At 65.3% G+C, this 16,781-nt stretch carries 13 protein-coding genes; 8 read left to right on the top strand and 5 right to left on the bottom strand.

What is annotated here, in order from left to right; genetic code table 11:
• Positions 1–37: 37 nt before the first annotated feature.
• Positions 38–904: a PdaC/SigV domain-containing protein gene (locus GRI48_RS05150; protein ID WP_160672364.1), complete on the bottom strand. Its 867-nt coding sequence runs from the start codon at positions 902–904 to the stop codon at positions 38–40.
• A 46-nt stretch (positions 905–950) separates the two neighbouring features.
• Between GRI48_RS05150 and GRI48_RS05155 the strand changes: the two genes are divergently transcribed.
• From GRI48_RS05155 to glnA, 5 genes are all read left to right on the top strand, one after another.
• Complete coding sequence (locus tag GRI48_RS05155; protein ID WP_160672367.1) at positions 951–2,339, top strand: leucyl aminopeptidase family protein; 1,389 nt, start codon at positions 951–953, stop codon at positions 2,337–2,339.
• Positions 2,340–2,414: 75 nt separating this feature from the next.
• Positions 2,415–2,756, top strand: a complete 342-nt coding sequence (locus tag GRI48_RS05160) for a hypothetical protein (RefSeq protein WP_160672370.1) — start codon at positions 2,415–2,417, stop codon at positions 2,754–2,756.
• A 7-nt stretch (positions 2,757–2,763) separates the two neighbouring features.
• Positions 2,764–3,696, top strand: coding sequence for an N-acetyl-gamma-glutamyl-phosphate reductase (gene argC / locus GRI48_RS05165; protein WP_160672373.1), 933 nt, complete (start codon positions 2,764–2,766; stop codon positions 3,694–3,696).
• A 220-nt stretch (positions 3,697–3,916) separates the two neighbouring features.
• Positions 3,917–4,255 carry a P-II family nitrogen regulator gene (locus tag GRI48_RS05170; protein ID WP_160672376.1) on the top strand — a complete coding sequence of 113 codons (339 nt, stop codon included), beginning with the start codon at positions 3,917–3,919 and terminating at the stop codon, positions 4,253–4,255.
• A gap of 92 nt (positions 4,256–4,347) precedes the next feature.
• A complete protein-coding gene (glnA, locus tag GRI48_RS05175; protein ID WP_160672379.1) occupies positions 4,348–5,757 on the top strand; it encodes a type I glutamate--ammonia ligase in 1,410 nt (469 codons plus the stop codon).
• Positions 5,758–5,857: 100 nt separating this feature from the next.
• Here the strand turns inward: glnA and GRI48_RS05180 are convergent, their stop codons facing one another.
• A complete protein-coding gene (locus tag GRI48_RS05180; RefSeq protein ID WP_160672382.1) occupies positions 5,858–6,712 on the bottom strand; it encodes an OmpA family protein in 855 nt (284 codons plus the stop codon).
• 334 nt (positions 6,713–7,046) lie between these two features.
• Here GRI48_RS05180 and GRI48_RS05185 point away from each other — a divergent pair, with 334 nt between their 5' ends.
• From GRI48_RS05185 to GRI48_RS05195, 3 genes are all read left to right on the top strand, one after another.
• Positions 7,047–7,688, top strand: coding sequence for a lysozyme (locus GRI48_RS05185; RefSeq protein ID WP_160672385.1), 642 nt, complete (start codon positions 7,047–7,049; stop codon positions 7,686–7,688).
• Positions 7,689–7,793: 105 nt separating this feature from the next.
• Complete coding sequence (locus GRI48_RS05190) at positions 7,794–8,831, top strand: hypothetical protein (RefSeq protein ID WP_160672388.1); 1,038 nt, start codon at positions 7,794–7,796, stop codon at positions 8,829–8,831.
• 14 nt (positions 8,832–8,845) lie between these two features.
• Complete coding sequence (locus tag GRI48_RS05195; protein ID WP_160672391.1) at positions 8,846–9,418, top strand: fasciclin domain-containing protein; 573 nt, start codon at positions 8,846–8,848, stop codon at positions 9,416–9,418.
• A gap of 27 nt (positions 9,419–9,445) precedes the next feature.
• Here GRI48_RS05195 and GRI48_RS05200 read toward each other — a convergent pair whose 3' ends face one another.
• The 3 genes from GRI48_RS05200 to GRI48_RS05210 are packed head-to-tail and all read right to left on the bottom strand — an operon-like array spanning position 9,446 to position 16,678.
• On the bottom strand, positions 9,446–13,669 hold the full coding sequence (locus GRI48_RS05200) for a translocation/assembly module TamB domain-containing protein (RefSeq protein ID WP_160672394.1): 4,224 nt from the start codon (positions 13,667–13,669) through the stop codon (positions 9,446–9,448).
• Positions 13,669–15,816 (bottom strand): autotransporter assembly complex protein TamA, encoded by a 2,148-nt coding sequence (locus GRI48_RS05205; RefSeq protein ID WP_337190773.1) that lies wholly within the window; start codon positions 15,814–15,816, stop codon positions 13,669–13,671. The genes GRI48_RS05200 and GRI48_RS05205 overlap by 1 nt, the downstream gene beginning before the upstream one ends.
• 16 nt (positions 15,817–15,832) lie before the next feature.
• Complete coding sequence (locus GRI48_RS05210) at positions 15,833–16,678, bottom strand: arginyltransferase (protein WP_160672400.1); 846 nt, start codon at positions 16,676–16,678, stop codon at positions 15,833–15,835.
• Between the last annotated feature and the right edge of the window lie 103 nt (positions 16,679–16,781).

Here is a 16,781-nt window from a genome sequence, read left to right on the forward strand (position 1 = left end):
TTGCGGTCGCGAAATGCGAGCCGTCTGCGACGCCCGGCTATTTTCGAAGCGCGAATGCAGCGCGATATTCGGGCCTTACCGCGTCGAGCAGCGCTGTCGTGACCGGCAGCGTCACCTCGTAGCTCCCCTCCGCATAGGAGCCCGCGACGTAGGGATCGGCGATCAGCCCGATGCGGTCGAACGCCTTGCCGTCACTCGAGCCGAGCAGCACGCGCAATTCGTCGATCGAGGGGCAGCCGGAGAACATGTCGTCGCCATTCGGGTCGACCGGCATTCCGCGCTTCCTCTCGCGCTCCCGGTTGAGCGCCGGGCAGTAGCGGGCATGGACCGCGTTCTCGAGCGCAGGGGCGGAAGTGAAGAAATCCATCGGCCTGACCCGCGCTTCGGCCTGCCGGTCCCACACCACGCCGCGCGTCCCGCCATTGCCGTGCGCACCGCCGGTGTAGCCGTAGATCTGCATCGAGAGGCTGAGGAAGCGCGGCAGATCGGCGACCACCTCCCAGTCCCGGCTGAAGCCCCGGCTGCGGCAGGACACGCAATCGGCCGGTGCATCGGCGATCATCTTCTCCCATTCGGCGCGCTCGCTCGCCAGCGCCGAATCCATGTCCGACTTGAGCGCCGCCGCCAGCTTCGGTTCGGCGGAAACCTCGGCCGGCCAGCTGTAGGAAAAGTCGAAAGTGCCGCCGTCGCGTTTCTCGACCTTCTTGAATTCGACGCCCTCGACATCGCTGGCCGAACTGCTCGCGCTGGCGGAAGTGGACGCTTGCGAGACCGGCGTTGCCGATGCGCTCGCGGTCGTGTCGGCCGTGCTCTCGTCTCCTGCGCTGCACGCTGCCAGCCCGATCGGCATGGCCATGGCGAGGGTCGGGGCAAGAAATGCTGTTCGGAACGGGCGGTGTCTCATCGGATTGAAGGGTGACAGCCAGCAAGACGACAGGCAATAGCAAAGCATGAGCAAGTCCACCGACCTTATCCAGGCCGATCGCGGCCAGGACGCAATCTCCATCCACCTCGTCGACAAGAACGGCTTCGATGCCTGGGCCAAGACGCTCGGCGCAGGCCAGCGCGCGGCGCTCGCGGCGCAGAAGTTCGACGGCAGCGGCTACCAGACCGCGATCGTGCCGGACGGCGACGGCTGGTTCGCGGTGGGCGGTGTCGCCAACACCGAGAAGCTGTCGAGCTGGTGCATGGCCAAGCTGGCCGAAGTCCTGCCGGCCGGAACCTATCGCCGCGCCGAAGGCCAGCCCGGCCCGGCGGTTCACGGCTGGCAACTCGGCCAGTACAAGTTCACCCGCTATCGCGACGACAAGGACGCCGAAGGTCCGCGCATCCTGCTGACGCAGGAAGCCAAGGGCGTCGACATGGCACTGGCGGAAGCGCGCGCGGTGTGCCTCGTGCGCGACCTGGTGAACACCCCTGCCGAGGACATGGGCCCGGCCGCTCTGGAAACCGAGGTCGAGAAGCTCGCCAAGAAGTTCAATGCGAAAGTCTCGGTGACCAAGGGCGACCAGCTCGAACAGGAGTTCCCGATGGTTCACGCCGTCGGGCGGGCGGCGGCGCGCCACCACGCGCCGCGCCACATGCACCTCACCTGGGGCAAGGAAAGCGATCCGGTCGTCGCGATCGTCGGCAAGGGCGTATGCTTCGATTCGGGCGGGCTCGACGTCAAATCCTCTTCCGGGATGCTCAACATGAAAAAGGACATGGGCGGCGCGGCCCATGCGATCGCGCTTGCCGGGCTGATCATGGAAGCCGGGATTCCCATCCGCCTCCACTTGCTCGTCCCCGCGGTCGAGAACGCGATCTCGGGCAATGCCTTCCGCCCCGGCGACGTCCTCCAGAGCCGCAAGGGTCTCACGGTGGAAATCGGCAACACCGATGCCGAAGGACGCCTGATCCTCGGTGATGCCCTGACCCGCGCAAGCGAGGAAAACCCCGAGTTCATGATCGACTTCGCCACGCTGACCGGCGCGGCGCGGGTCGCGCTCGGCCCCGACCTGCCCGCGCTTATGGCGCGCAAGGATGCCAGCGCGCAGGCGCTGATCGATGCAGGGAAGGCGCATGACGACGAATGCTGGCGACTGCCGTTGCCCGAGGCGTATGGCGAATGGCTGAAATCCGACATCGCCGACACCAACAACGCGCACGGCAATGCCTTTGCCGGTGCGAGCGTCGCGGGCCTGTTCCTCGACAAGTTCGTCGCGGAAGGGATCGACTGGGCGCATTTCGACACCTTCGCATGGCGACCCGCGGCCAAGCCCGGACGGCCCAAGGGCGGCGAGGCGCTGGGCCTGCGCGCAGCCTTCCACATGTTGCGGGAACGCTTCGGCAAGGAATGAATGCTACGGGTGCGCTTGCGGGGGGAGCGGGCAGAAGCTAAGCGCGCCGCACGAAAAGCTGGGGCAAGACCTGACGTGACCAAGACTGCGGATTACGACCTGCCGAGCGGCGTGGTCGGGCTGACCGGCCCGATCGACAAGCCTGCGCCCGGCACGTTGCCGATCCGCGGCGACCTGGCGCACATCGCCCTCGCCCATCGCTACCTCGCCGCGCATTACGTCATCCCGCAGCTGCGCACCGTTGCCGAAGGCGGCGCGACCTTCCTGCTGCAGATGCGCGACAATGCCGATCCGGGTGTCGCGCTCGACGCGGGTACCGAGATCGAGGTACTCGACGTGGCGGGCGACTGGATCTGGGCGTGTTGCGGGCCGGAAGGTCCTTCGGGCTACCTGCGCTCCGCCTCGCTCGCTGCCTGAGCCCGCCATGGCGCAGAGTGTTTTCATCGATGGAGCCGCCGGGACCACCGGGCTTGAAATCCGCGAAAGACTGGCAGGCCGGACCGAATTCGAACTCGTCGTGCTCGGCGATGCGCAGCGCAAGGACCTGGCGGCTCGCCGTTCGGCGCTGAACGAGGCTGATTTCGCGATCCTCTGCCTGCCCGACGATGCGGCGCGCGAGGCCGTCGCGCTGATCGATCCCGCAAGCCGGACCCGCGTGATCGACGCGTCGAGCGCGCACCGTGTCGCGGACGGGTGGACGTACGGCTTTCCCGAGCTGGTCGGGCGCGACGCGGTCGCCGGCGCGCGGCTCGTGTCGAACCCCGGCTGCTACCCGACCGGATTTCTCGCGCTCGTCGCACCGCTCGTGAAGGCGGGTCTGCTGCCGGCCGAATGGCCGTACACCGTCAATGCCGTCAGTGGCTATTCGGGCGGCGGAAACGCACTGATCGCGCGGTTCGAGGCGGAGCCGGACATCGCATTTCGCGCTTACGGCCTGGGCCTGGCGCACAAGCATCTGCCCGAAATGCAGGCCTATGCAGGGCTTGCCCACCAGCCTGTCTTCTCGCCCAGCGTCGTTCCGGCGCATCGCGGGATGCTGGTCGACGTGCCCCTGCCGCTGTCGGCGATGTCGACCTCCGCCCGGCCCGATGCCCTGCGCGCCGAGCTGGCCGGTTTCTATGACGGCAGCCCGATCGTCGAAGTTCACGCGGACGTTCCGGACGAACTCCTTCTGCACCAGGGCAGCGCATCGTGGGACGGACTGGAACTGTGGGTTGCCAGCAATCCAGACGGTACGCAGGCCCGCCTCGTCGCGCGGCTCGACAACCTCGGCAAGGGCGCAAGCGGAGCGGCGGTGCAGAACCTCAATCTCATGGCCGGGCTCCCCGAAACTGCGGGACTCGGCCTCGCCCGCTGATCGGCTGCTTAAAAAATAGGCAGTTGCTGGATAGCTTTTGAGCAGACGAGCGCGTCAAGCGGCCCGACCGGGTCCGCAAACCGCGAAACTCTGCCAATCCCAAGCCGAAGTTTCTTGGCACGATTCTTGTTTTGCCTCATTCGTTAACTGTGCGCCGACCGGACGGGATGCTCCCGACGCGTCGGCTCATCGCGCAGGAGAGGGTCAGGATCCCGCAGGCATGAAGAAGATTGAAGCAATCATCAAACCGTTCAAGCTCGACGAGGTGAAGGAAGCGCTGCACGAGATCGGCGTGTCCGGCATCACCGTCACCGAAGCCAAGGGTTTCGGTCGCCAGAAGGGCCATACTGAACTCTATCGCGGCGCCGAATACGTCGTCGATTTCCTGCCCAAGGTGAAGCTCGAGGTGATCGTTGCCGACGCGATCGCCGAACAAACGGTGGAAGCGATCGCGGCCGCCGCGCAAACGGGGCGGATCGGCGATGGCAAGATCTTCGTCTCGCCGATCGAGAGCGCGCTGCGTATACGTACCGGCGAACGGGACGACGACGCGGTCTGAGCAACACCGGGGCGCACAACAAACCACATACCCGTCTGACAACCGGTCGACGGGCCTGAATTCAAGACCACAAGGCTGGAGTAAACACGACCATGGCGAAGGCAAAAGACCTCATCAAGCGCATCAAGGACGAAGAGATCGAGTGGGTGGACCTGCGCTTCACCGATCCCAAGGGCAAGTGGCAGCACCTGACCATGGTTTCGAGCGTCATGGGTGAAGACGAATTCGAAGACGGCCTGATGTTCGACGGCTCCTCCATCGCCGGCTGGAAGGCGATCAACGAATCGGACATGATCCTCAAGCCGGACCTCGACGCGACCTGGATCGATCCGTTCAGCGCGACCCCGATGCTGGTCGTCAACTGCGACATCGTCGAGCCGTCGACGGGCGACTGGTACAGCCGCGACCCGCGCACGACGGCCAAGCGCGCCGAGAACTACCTCAAGACGACCGGCATCGGCGACACGATCTATGTGGGCCCGGAAGCCGAGTTCTTCATGTTCGACGACGTCCGCTTCGAGGACGGCTATGCCGGTTCGGGCTACGCCATCGACGACATCGAACTGCCGACCAACAGCGGCAAGGAATACGAAGCCGGCAACATGGCGCACCGTCCGCGCGCAAAGGGCGGATACTTCCCGGTCGCCCCGATCGACAGCGCCGGCGACATCCGCGGTGAAATGGTCGCCACCATGCTCGAGATGGGCCTGCCGTGCGACAAGCACCACCACGAAGTCGCGGCCGCACAGCACGAGCTGGGCCTAACTTTCGGCACGCTCGTAGAAACCGCCGACCGCATGCAGGTTTACAAGTACGTCGTGCACCAGGTCGCCCACGCCTACGGCAAGACCGCGACCTTCATGCCCAAGCCGATCAAGGACGATAACGGATCGGGTATGCACACTCACATGTCGATCTGGGCCGACGGCAAGCCGACCTTCGCCGGAAACGAATATGCCGGCCTGTCGGAAAACTGCCTCTATTACATCGGCGGTGTCATCAAGCATGCCAAGGCGCTCAATGCCTTCACCAACCCGACGACCAACAGCTACAAGCGGCTGGTCCCGGGCTTCGAGGCACCGGTTCTGCTGGCCTATTCGGCCCGCAACCGCTCGGCTTCGTGCCGTATTCCCTATGGTTCGGGCGACAAGGCCAAGCGCGTCGAGTTCCGCTTCCCCGATGCGATGGCCAACCCTTATCTCGCCTATTCGGCACTGCTGATGGCCGGCCTCGATGGGATCCAGAACAAGATCCACCCTGGCGACGCCATGGACAAGAACCTCTACGATCTGCCGCCGGCGGAACTCGCCGAGGTTCCGACCGTGTGCGGATCCTTGCGCGAAGCGCTCGATGCGCTGGCCGAAGACCACGACTTCCTGCTCAAGGGCGACGTGTTCACCAAGGACCAGATCGAGGCCTACATGGACCTCAAGTGGGAAGAAGTGATGCGCGTCGAAACCACGCCCTGCCCGGCTGAGTTCGACCTCTACTACAGCATGTAATCGTCCCGCGCCGCGGCGACGCGGCAACGGCTGACAAACGAAAAAGGCCGCCCGGGAAACCGGGCGGCCTTTCACTTTGCCTTGCCGGAGGCAGACGGGCTCAGTTGAAGCCGTCGACGCTCTTCGAGACGAGGATGTTGACTGCCACGCGGCGGTTCTGCGCCCGGCCTTCTTCGGTCGAATTGTCGGCCAGCGGATCGCTCTCGGCCATGCCGGTCGGCGTGACCATGCGCCATGGCTTCCAGCCGCACTTCTGCTGGAGATAATTGACGACCTTGCCCGCACGGCGCTCGCTGAGCGTCTGGTTGTAATCTTCGTCACCGACGGAATCGGTATAGCCGACCACCAGCAGCAGCGCATTGTCCATGGCTTCCGCCTCGGCAGCGGCCTGGCACAACTCGTACTGGCCCGACTGGGTCAGGTTCCACTTGCCGGTGTCGAAATAGACGTTGGTCGTGCCCTTGATGTTGTACTTGTCGATATCGGCCATGCGGCTGCGCAGGGCTTCCGTAGCCGCTTCGTTCTTCGTGAAGCGCTGGTCGGTGCCGTTGTGGATCATCGCCGCGGTCTTGAAATCGCCGCCCTTGAACGTGATCTGCTTGGCGACCAGGCCGCCATCATACTTCAGCGTTTCGACCTTGACCGGCAGGCCGTTGAGCAGGGCATCCTCGCCCCGATCGGTCTTATTCATACCGAACAGGCCCTTCTTCGAGCGGATTTCGGTCGCTTCGTCGACGTAGATGACCGTCTTGGTGCCGTCTTCGGCAGTGATCTGGACGCGGTCGGTGTCGCGAGCCGAAATGATCCCGTCGATTTCCGGCCCTTCGCCGAGCGCGGTACCGTAGACCGTGGCAACGAGGTCTTCGCGCTCCTGCGCGTGCAGTCCGGCGGCCATTGGCGCGCTGAGCGAAGCCAGCAGGATCAGCGCCGTCGACCCGTTCTTGATCGTCTTCATAGTATACTCCTTCGTCTGTCCCTCCCCGATACGCCCGGCGAACACTGAAGGCCGCACAACTGCGATACGGAGTCGATGTATCTCGTAATGGTTGCCGACAGCCGACCGGTCCAACGGGCGGTCATCGGCACAATGGGTCTCCCGCATGGCCCCGTACTGCCTGTCTGCTATATGAATGCGGCGCGTCCAGCCAGCCCGGGAGGGGACGGTTGGAGACGAACTCGCGGCGAACCGTGCAGGCAGGTGCACGGATGCTTCGACGCGACGAAGGATTTTCCTACCCGTATTCTTTGTGCCTAATCCCTTCGCCTTCCATCATGACGAGGCGCAGACCATGACAGTAACATTCGACCGCAGACCCGTTTTCGATGCCGTACGACAGATTCTGGGGCGCGGTTTCAGCCAGCAGGAGGTCGAGCGGCTCGACGCGGTCCTCGACCGGATCGTGCCAGTGGTGGGCGAACCCGGCGAGGGCGGCGCTAGCAATACTTTCCCCGCAGCTGCTTCCCGGGAAATCGGCGAGGCCGGCATCGATCTGATAAAACGTTTCGAAGGATGCGCGCGCAAGAGGCCCGATGGCCTGTTCGAGTCATACCCGGACCCGGGGAGCGCGGACGGCCTGCCCTGGACGATCGGCTGGGGATCGACGGGTAAGGAGATCGGGCCCCGCACCGTGTGGACGCAGGCCCAGTGCGACGCGCGCCTCGCTACCGACCTGCGGCGCTATGCCGACGACGTTGCCGTGGCCATCGGCGAGGCAGCCACCACGCAGAACGAATTCGATGCGCTCGTTTCGTTTCATTACAATACTGGCGCGATCGGGCACGCGACACTGACGCGGCTTCACAGGCTCGGCGATCGTGTCGGGGCGGCTCGCGAGTTCATGCGCTGGGTCCATAGCGACGGCAAGGTGCTGCAGGGCCTGGTCAATCGCCGCCGGGCCGAAGCGGAGCTTTACGCCGGACCTGCCGATTGATGCCCGATTAACGACTGGTTTCTGCCGATCCTGAAGCACGTTCCAACCTGATATCCGGGAAAGATTCACATCGCCGGGCGTTCGGGTCGCAACAGGAGAATTCAGATGCGTAAGTTTATTGCAGGTGTCGCGGCAATCGCGATGGCCAGCTCTGTCGCCTACGCCCAGCCCGGGAAGGGCAACGGCAACGGCCAGGGGGACGGCAAGGACAAGGGTCAGGCGGCGCAGGTCGAGCGTGGCAATGGCAACGGTAACGGGAAAGCCGATCGCGGCAATCCCGGGAACGGCAACATGAAGGCAGCGGCCAAGCAGGATCGCGCGAACGGCAATGGTAACGGCAATCGAAATGCCGGTTACGAGCCCCGCGGCAACGGCAATGGCAATGGCAACGCCAAGGTCAAGTACGACAAGCCGGGCCAGGCAAACCGCGGAAACGGTCAGGGCAATGCCAAGGCCTATAAGGGTAACGATCGCTACGACGATGACTACCGTCGCAATGGCTATCGCGACCGCGACGGCAATATCGTCGATCGCATCGTGCGGTGGGGCGACGACCGCAATTACGGTCTCGTAGACGGGTGCCCGCCGGGCCTCGCGAAGAAGAACCCGCCTTGCGTGCCGCCCGGACTGGCGAAGCAGCAGGATGGCTATTTCTCGAGCGGCTATTATCGCCCGTCCTTCTTCGGCCTTGGCGGTATCGGCGACGGTCGGTACTATTACAACGACGGCTACCTGATGCGGATGGGTAGCAACAACCTGGTCGACGCCTTCATCCCGCTGCTCGGCGGCGCGCTGGGGATCGGCAACGTCTGGCCGAGCTACTACCAGCCGGTCGAGGTTCCGCGTTATTACCGCGATTATTACAATCTGAGCCCCAACGGGTACCGGTACGCGGACAATGTTCTCTATCGCGTCGACCCGGAAACGCAGGCGATCCAGTCGATCGCGGCACTGCTGACCGGTGACGACTTCCGTGTCGGTCAGCCCATGCCCGCCGGATACGACGTCTACAATGTACCCTACGGCTACCGGGACCGGTACTACGACCGTCCGGATGCCTATTATCGCTACGCGGACGGCTATGTTTACCAGGTCGACCCGGAAACACGACTGATCGCCTCTGCGATCGAACTGCTGATCTGATCGGAGCGACACCAATGAAAAATCTGACAAAGCGGCTTGCCGCTCCGCTTGCCCTCGCGCTCGCTACCGGTGGACTCGCAGCCTGCTCGCAGGATCCCGGGACGCCCGGTGTGACCGACGAGAGCGGCGTCGACGGAACTCTCGCCGATGCCATCGGCGGTGCAGCGGGAATGACTACCGTTGGTTCGGCGCTGGACGACAGCGGCCTCGATTCGGTGTTCGACGGGCCGGGCGCCTATACGATCTTCGCACCCAACGACGCAGCGTTCGAGGCGCTGGGTGACGATACCAAAACACTCACCGGTGAAGATCAGCGCCCGATCCTGGTCGCGATCCTGCGCGACCATGTGGTGCCCGGTGCCGTGACGCCGGAAGGTATTAACCAGGCGATCAAGGATGCCGGCGGCACGGTCAAGATGCGCACGCTCGGCGAAGGCTCGATCAGCTTTTCTGACGGGCCGGACGGTCTGCTGATTACGGGACCGGACGGTGCAAAAGCCACCCTCGCCGGCGAAGCGATCGCTGCCAGCAATGGCGTGCTCGTCCCGATCGACGGTGTCCTCGCAAGCGCTCCTGCGACCCAGTAAACCCACACGCTGCGTCGGACGCGGCGGTCAGTAATCCTTGCTGACTTCCGCGACCACGCTTTCGCGGCCTATGGTTGAGATGCTCGCGAGCAGCGAGAGCCAGGACGTTACCCGGAACTCGAGCTCGGTGGCACTGTAACCGCGCCCGTCGGTGATGATCTCGACATAGAACCGGCGGCCGAAATTCTTGCCCAGTGCCACGCCAGTGCCGCGATCGAGCGCGGGATCGGCGCCGACGATGCGCAGCCGGTCTAGGCCGATGGCCGTGCGCAGCTTGTTGATCGGATCCATCCCGCCTCCACCACGCAGCGATGCAACCGCCGCTCCGAGCTGGAGAGCATCGGTGGCCGACAATTCGGTGATCGAGCCGCCGAACAGCAGCCGCGCCAGGATTTCGTCTTCCGGTAGCGAGGGCACGGAAGTGAAACTGATCTCCGGCTGCGTTGCGCTGCCACCCACCCGGACCTCGACCGTCAGCCCGGTGGTATCGGTTTCGGCACGGATATCGAGGCGCGGGTCGATCGGCGTGTTCTCATCGAAATCGATCCGCCCGCGGGTAAGTTCGAAGCGGGTACCGGCGAAGGAATAGCTTCCGCGCACTACCCGCGCTTCCCCGCCGATCCGCGGCTCGTCGGTCGTTCCGCGCAGCAGGATGTCGGCACCCCATTCGCTGTCGAGGCCCATGCCGTCGACGTCGATCCGGGACGTTGCCTTGGCATCGATAAGGTAGCGCCACGGGATGCTGGCCGCCTGGCTCGGACGAACGTCGGCAGGCGTGTTGATCTCGCGGGTCGCGATCTGCGGAATACGCTCGGCTTCCTCGGCATTACTCAGGCCCCAGCTCGCCCGGTTGACGGACAGGCGACCGGCAATCGTGCCGCCCACTCCGCTCGAGACGATCCGCAACGGACCGGACACGGTCGCGGAAAGCCCGTTGGCATCGAGCAGAGCGGCATTCTTTGCCGCCAGCCGCAAGTCGAGCCGCGGACCCCGATAGATGTTGCTGTCGCCGACTTGCTCGCCGACCCCGGTCATGTCGACGATGCCGCTGCCGCTGACCGTCCCGCCGTTGGGCGTCTTGCCGCTCATGCGGGTGATCGTCAGCCGCGCGCCGTTGAAGCGGCCCCGAACCGTCGCGTTGCGGATGTCGGTCCCCGACAGGCCGCTCTGCAGCCGCAGGTCGTCGCTGGCGACGGCGCCGCGGATCCGGGGATTGGCGATCGAACCGGTGGCATCGGCGGTGATCTTCACCGGCCCGGTCAGGTCGAAGACGTCGATGGCAGCAAGCCGCCAGAGCGCCGCAGCCGGCCCGTCGTAGCGTGCCTGTGCGAACAGTCGCCCGGCGGCCATCCGATCATAGAACGCGCCGCTCGCCGGCATGCCGGTGATCTGCACCTGCAACCTGCCACGCCGCTGTCCGTCCTCGTCGATCGCTGCGCGCATCCTGAGGTTGCTCCGCCCCAGGTCGAGCGCCATCGCAAGGTCGATCGGTTTGGACGTGAGGACGAGGCCCGAGCGGGTCAGCCCGTCGACCTTCAGCTTCGCCGTTCCGACTGGCACGCCCCCGTCGACCGTCATGTCGATGACGCCCGATGCCTTGCCGCCCAGTCCCATGTCCGCGATGGCCACGTCGACCAGCGAGAGCGGCATGTCGACCAGGTGGAACTTGAAGGACGTACCCTCTGGTGTCCCGAAAGTGCCGCGCGCGATCGCCCGTCCCTCGCTGTAGTTGATCTGCGTCGGCGCGAGCTGCCAGCCGCCCCCGTCGAGCGCGGTCAGGACTGCGCGGCGCGGCATGGTGATTGGCTGGCCGGCGAACGATCCCTTGGCCGCCAGCGCGATGCGCCGCGGGGCTACGTCCGCATCGAGATTGATGTTGAACTGGCTGCCCCTGCGTCCGGAGACCGATGCGAGCACCTTGCCCGCGCCGTTGGTCAGATCGGCATCGGCTGCCAGGCGTCCGACGAACAGGCTGCCGTAGGTTATGCCCTGCGCCACCACTTCGGCGCTGATGGTGCTGTTACCGTCGGCGAAGGTCCCCCTCGCCTCGACATTGCCGCGCGCGATCGAAAGCGGTGTGGGCCCCGCAAATCGCGCGCCATTGGCCGAGATGCTCGCGTCGAACCCCTGCCCGCCGCCGCGCGGCAACAGGCGAATCGTTCCGTCCAGTCCGCCGCCGGCCAGCGCGAGCGAGCCGCGTACGCCGCCGTCGACCAGCACGAGATTGCCGGTCACGTCGGTCTTCCAGACCTTGAGTTCTTCCACCGCGATGCGCGTCGGCCCGTTGGCAGGGGCGACCAGTCCGAGCGTGCCGCTGAACGGCCCGAGCAGCGAACCGCCCTCGGTCTCGATCCGGAAGCCGTCTTGCGTCGGAGAGATCGCCACTCGCACGTTGGTCAGCCCGGCGGATGGCAGCGGGTTCGCGAAGACCAGTACCGCCTCCGGCCCGTTTGCCGCGACCCGCGCCTCGACCGTGAACGGGCCGTAATCGACATGGCGGCCGCGCCCGGCGACGGTCGTCGTGCCATCGACGATGCGCCCGTCCAGCGTCAGCGTCAGTTTCTGCGCCCGGACGTTGAAATTGCGGAAGGTGAGCGGCGCGGCCGAACCGATCCCGACCTGCCCCCTGAAGGCAATCTGCGGCCCGGCGAGATTGGCAAGCGTCGCGTTGCTGACGTTGCTGACCCTGCCATCGGTATCGGCCCTGAGAGTCCAGCCGGCTTCGTCGAGGCGGAAGTTGATCCGGGCATTCGCGCCCACGTTGCCGACATTGTCGAACTTCAGATTGGCAACGCGGACCGGGCCGGTAAGCTCGTAGCTTCCCGCCGACAGGTCGCCGCGCAGCGCCAGTGTGGCGTCCGCGCCGGGGAAGTTCACCTGCAACCGGTCGGAGAACAGGCGGCTGCCCGTGCTCTTCAGTTCGCCTTCGATACGCCCGTCGACCAACCGCGGATCGAGCCAGTCGCTGCCAGTCGTGATGCGCCCGACCTGCGCTGCCAGCGGCAGGACGAAGCCGTTCCCATCGTAGGTCGCGGTCCCCGCCTGGCGGATGTCGGCCACGCGCGTCTCGCCGGAAACGAGCTCGCGGACCTCTATGCGATGATCGATCGTCAGGTCGCGGAAATCGCCGTCCAGCGTCGCGGTTATGTTCGCGCCGTTCAGGGCGATATCGGGCGACAGCGCGTTGGGATCGCGCAATCGCGCGTAGAATTCGAAACCGTCGAAAGCGTTGCCGGCAAGATCGACCGCGCCTTCGCCGTTCGCGTCGAAACCGGCGGCCCGCATGTCGAACCTCCCGTCGAGCACGCTCTCGACCAGCGTGCCCGATGCAGCCAGCGAGACCTTCGCCCCGAGCAATTGCGCCGGCAATCCCTGGATCGCGCCGGTCGGATAGGCCCCGCCGAGGATGCCGTAACGCCCTGCCTTGTTGGTCAGCCGGAAGGCAGCGAAGCGTTCGCCGTTCCTGGTGACCAGCAGGCCACCCTTCCACGCAGACCATGTGCCATCGCCCTCGATCCGCGCTCGGTAACCGGCCTCGGCGCCAAGCAGCCCGGCGATGACGCCGCCTTCGGGCGCGTCGTAATCGAGATCGACGTCGAACCTGTCGCCGTCCGGCTCTGCATCGAGCAACAGCGCGAGCCTGTCGCGCGCGCCCAGCCGGCCGTCCGCCTTCACATATGCGCGGCCCTGCCGGATATCGACCTTTGCGAGCAGGTTGACCTTGTGGCTCTCGTCACCGACCAGGCCCGGCGCGATGGTCAGGTCGTCGATTTCGAAACGGTCGATGCGGATGTCGAAGTTGGGCAGGATCGGCGCGTCGGGATCGCCGGGATTGAGTTCGGGGACGCGCAGCAGCGTCCCGCGATGTGTAATCAGTTCGCGCACGTCGAGCCCGCGGGTGATCCACGAGAGCGGCCGCCAGTCGAGTTCGACCAGCGGGATGCGCATGAACGGGCCCTTGGGGTCGGACAGCACGACATCGTGCAGCTTGGCCTTGCCGTAGATGTCGCCTTCGATCCGGCCGATCTCGATCTTCAGGCCCGAGGCCGGAGCGACCTTCGCAATCTCGTTGGCGATGAAGCGCTGGCCGATCGGCGTGTTGAGCGTGATGATCGCCGCGCCGATGATCGCAACGATCGCCAGCAGGCCGGCCAGCACCCATTTGCGCCAGCCCGTCAGCCTCTTGCGGCTTGCAGGTGCTTCCGGCGCTTCGGCCACGTCGGCCGTCTCGGTCACTTCGGCCTCTGCCATCAGAAGGCCTGCCCGAGCGAAACGTAGACCGCCACGAAGCTGTCGTCGGGTCCGGGATTGAGCGGGAAGCCGACATCGACGCGCAAGGGTCCGAAGCCGGTGTAATAGCGCACGCCCACGCCCGCGCCGATCTTGATGCGATCGAGGTCGGGCATCGTACTGCGGCTGACCGATCCGGCATCGATGAAGGGTACGACGCCCAGCGCACCATCGAAGAAGCGCGTGCGGATACGCGCCTCGGCGGAAAGCTCGACCAGCGATCGTCCGCCATTGGGATCGCCCACGCCGTTGCGCGGTCCGATCTGCTGGTAGCCGTAACCGCGCACCGAACTGCCGCCACCGGCATACAGCCTGCGCGACGGGGCGATCTGGAACGTGTCGGCGCCCACGATCGTGCCGATGCGCGTTCGACCGGCCAGCACGATCCGTTCGTTGATCTGCTTGTAATAACTGCCGTCGACCTGCGCCGAGAGATAGGTCGACTGGCTGCCCGACACGCGCGAGACTTCCGGCGACAAGCGCGCCCCGATCCGGAAACCCTTGGTCGGATCAAGCAGATCGTCGCTGGCATCGACCAGAACCGACGCTGGCAGGGCCGCGATCAGATAGGTCTGGCGCGGGTTCTTGCCGCCCTTGACCTTCGCGTCACGCTCGTCGGTCGCGACCAGCTCCATGCCGATCGACCAGCTGAGCGGCTTCTGGAACAGAAGGGTTGAGGCCTGCTCGTAACTGCCGACCAGCGCGGCCGTATCGGCCTGGTACACGTCGTTGTCGAAGCTGCGGGCGTAGGCATCGATGTTCAGGACGCGGTCCCGCCCGCGGAAATTGTTGCGCCGATAGGTGATGCCGGCGAGCTGTTCCTGCGTCCCGGCGATGGCCCGCGCGCGGATCGCACCTTCGGGCGGGAAGAAATTGCGGTGCTCCCAGCTCGCCTGTAGCCGGAACCCTTCTTCCGAACCGTAGCCGATCGCGCCCGCGATGGTCCTCAGCTTGGCCTTGGTGATGGCGACATCCATCGCGACCACACCCGGCTCGTCGCCGACCGGCGGCGTAACCTCGCGCGGCGTAACCTCGACCGAGGAGACGAGGCCGGTCGCAGTCACCGCGCGGCGCAGGTCCATCTGCAGGCTACGCTGGAAAACGTCGCCCGGCTCGAACCGCGCGATGGTGCCGAAGTGCTTGCCCGAAAGGAAATCCGGCATCGAGCTGGTGACTTCACCGAATACGTACTTGCCCTTGGGCCGGACGGCCAGCGTGAGATCGCCTTCGTTACGATCGTGATCGACCAGCAGTTCGGGCGCGTCGATCTCGGCGAAGGGATAGCCGAATTCGCCGAGCGCGCGGTCGAGATCGAACTGTTCCTCGACGATCCGGAAGTTCGACATCTCGTCGCCGGAGCGAACCTCGAACGCCTGTCGCAAGGCGTCGGCATCGGGGGCACTGCCGAGATCGCCCAGGTCGATCGCACCGAACCGGTACCGCTCGCCGGGCACGATAGCGAAGCGCACCGTCGGGCGGACGGCGGCTGCCTCGTCGCCCGGCAGCGCGCCCGCAACCGAGCGCACGACCTGCGAATCGTAGTAACCGTACGCACGCAACAGCGTCGTCAGCAGTTCCTCGTCGGACTTTGCCCGAGCCGAGATCGTTGCGAGGTTCTTGTTGTCGGCGTCGAATTCCTCGACTGCGGACAGCGATTGGTAGCGGTCGATGAACTCGTCGCGAATCGGGAAGAGCGATCGATCCGTCGGGAAAGCGAGTTCCAGGAACGCGGACAGCCGCTCCACCTCGGCGTCTGCGAAGGGATCCTTCAGTTCTTCGCCGAGCTCCGCGAAATCGAAGTCTTCCGGGTCCAGTTCCTCGACCTGCGCCAGAGGGGTCTCGTCGGGAAGGTCGAGCGGTGGCGGCGGAAATTCCTCCAGCGGGCTGTCGAAATCTGGCTCGGGCAGATCGTCGGTTTCGATGTCCTCGGGCGGCGGCGCAGGTGCGACATCATCCCCCACCTGCTCGGCCCAGGCCTCCGGCGCATCGATCGCCGAATCCGGGATGAGATCTTCGAGCGATGGCGGTGCCTCGCGGTCCTGGGCGGCCGCGACGCTCGTGCCGGCACCGACCCAAGCAAGCGCGATCAGCGAGACGGCGAAACGCACATCCGATATCGGCAACCTATTCGACGAGATGGAACGGTTGCTGGGTCGCATCCTTGGCAGGCTTGTTGCCGGCCTTGAGCCCGCCTTCGCGAGGAGCCACGGCAGCAGCGATGAGAGCATCCTGCTCGGCTGGCGAGATTCGGACCCAGCCGTCGCGGGTAAGGCGTTCGAGCGGCCGGTAGCGGACCTTGTACTGCATCCGGTCGGAGCCCTCGACCCAGTAGCCGAGATAGACGTAAGGCAGTCCCTGTTCGGCCGCGCGCCGGATGTGTTCGAGGATGATGTAATTTCCAAGACCGGTCCGCGCCTCATGTTCCGGGTCGTAGAAACTGTAGATCATCGACAACCCGTCGCCCTGGACGTCGGTCAGGCACGCGCCGACTAGTCGGCCGGGCCGCGACCCCTCCCCGGGCTCCCTGTATTCAGTCACATAGCTGGATACGGGCGTGTGTTCCACCATATCCGCAAAGTCGGTTTCCTCCATCGTCGCCATGCCCCCGCCGGGATGGCGAACGCCGAGATAGCGCTGCAGCAGATCGAACTGCTCGCCGGTGGCCCAAGGGCGACATTCTGTGGTGACGAGGTCGCTGTTGCGCTTGAGAATGCGTTTCTGCGTGTTCGACGGCCGGAAATCCTCCACCGCCACGCGCACTGAAATGCAGGCCTGGCAATCGAGGCAGCTGGGACGGTAGGCGACCGTCTGGCTGCGCCGGAAACCGATCCTGCCGAGCGCCTCGTTGAGCTGCTCGGCATGGGGGCCCTTGAGTTCGGTGAACACCTTCCGCTCGGTCTTCCCGGGAAGGTAGGGACACGGCGCGGCGCTCGTCACGAAGAAGCGGGGAAAGCGTATCGGCGCCGTCACGGTCGTAGCTGGTCCTCTCTTCGCTCGTGGGCGAGCGCAGTGCGATCGAGACGCATCTATGCCAATTTCAGGGCCGCGATAAAAGGTTCTTAACCATACATCA

The organism is Qipengyuania oceanensis (genome assembly GCF_009827535.1).
GTDB lineage: Bacteria > Pseudomonadota > Alphaproteobacteria > Sphingomonadales > Sphingomonadaceae > Qipengyuania_C > Qipengyuania_C oceanensis.